This is a genomic window from Acinetobacter sp. CIP 102129, from assembly GCF_000368305.1.
Taxonomy (GTDB): Bacteria; Pseudomonadota; Gammaproteobacteria; order Pseudomonadales; family Moraxellaceae; genus Acinetobacter; species Acinetobacter parvus.
Genome location: NZ_KB849341.1, coordinates 334827 through 336214, shown reverse-complemented (window position 1 = coordinate 336214; position 1388 = coordinate 334827). Strand labels below are relative to the sequence as shown.

1 protein-coding gene is annotated in these 1388 nt (G+C 43.2%); it reads left to right on the top strand.

Translation table 11 applies throughout. From position 1 onward, the window contains the following. Positions 1-1388: YDG domain-containing protein (locus F973_RS15265; protein WP_004761504.1), on the top strand; the 1388-nt coding region annotated here is incomplete at both ends.

The following is a 1388-nucleotide window of genomic DNA, read 5'->3' as shown; positions in this document are numbered from 1 at the left end:
CAAACACAAGCCGTTGGTGATAATTCAGGCAATCTAACAAATGTTGTAGGTTTAACTACAGCGCAAATGTTTGATAAAAATAGCTTTACAGGTTTTGATATTGATGATGTTGGCGGTACGGGTACAGTGTGGCGGATTTATGATGGACAAACTGCCCCATTATTACGCTCGTTCTTAACACAGGCGGATATATCTGCGACAGCTAATCAAACTAAAGCCTATAATGGTCAAGTACAAGGCTTAGATACAACAATATTTACAGGACTGGATAGTAGCAAAATCTTTAGCTCAAATAGTAGCTCTAAAAATGTAGGAACATATAATGTAGGTTATTATTCTAATCAACAAGGTTATGATTTTATTGGAGGAAGTGCGAGCTTAACCATCAATAAAGCCGACCTTGCAATTACAGGCTTGAGTGCAGGTAATAATGTCTATGATGCAACCACTGTAGCAACTTTGACTGGTACGGCTTCGGTTTCGCCATTGGGCAGTGATTCGGTGACTTTAGGTGGAACAGGCACTGGAACATTTGCTGATAAGAATGTAGGCAATGCGAAAGCCGTAACGGTATCAGGTTTCACCTTAGGCGGAACGGATGCAGGCAATTATAATCTGGTACAGCCGACAGGATTAAAGGCAAATATTAGTAAAGCCGACCTTGCACTTGCAGGCTTGAGTGCAGCCGATAAAATCTATGATGCGACTACGACAGCAACATTATCAGGTACGGCTGCGGTAACTGCATTAGGTAGTGATGCAGTCAGTGTAGGCGGAACAGGAGCTGGAACATTTGCCGATAAAAATGTAGGCACGAATAAAGCGGTGACGGTGACAGGTTATACACTTAGCGGAACGGATGCAGGCAATTACAATCTGGTACAACCGACAGGTTTAACGGCAACGATTAGCCAGCGTACTTTAAACGCAACATTGACAGCGCAGAACAAGATTTACGATGGTAATACATCAGCAAGCGTAAGCTATGGCGATGACCGTATCGGTCAGGATGCTTTAACCATCACGGGAACAGCGACGTTTAATGATAAAAATGCAGCGACGGGTAAAACCGTAACGGCTAATAATCTTGCATTAACTGGAACAGATGCAGGTAACTATGAGCTTGCATCGACAACAGCGACCACCCAAGCAGATATAGATAAAGCGACTTTAACTGCAACGTTAAATGCCCAGAACAAGATTTACGATGGTAATAACTCGGCAAGCGTGAGCTATGGCGATGACCGTATTGGTCAGGATGTTTTAGTTGTCAGTGGAACAGCGACGTTTAATGATAAAAATGCAGCGACGGGTAAAACTGTCACTGCAAATGGTTTGGCATTAACTGGAACGGATGCAGGTAACTATGAGCTTGCATCGACAACAGC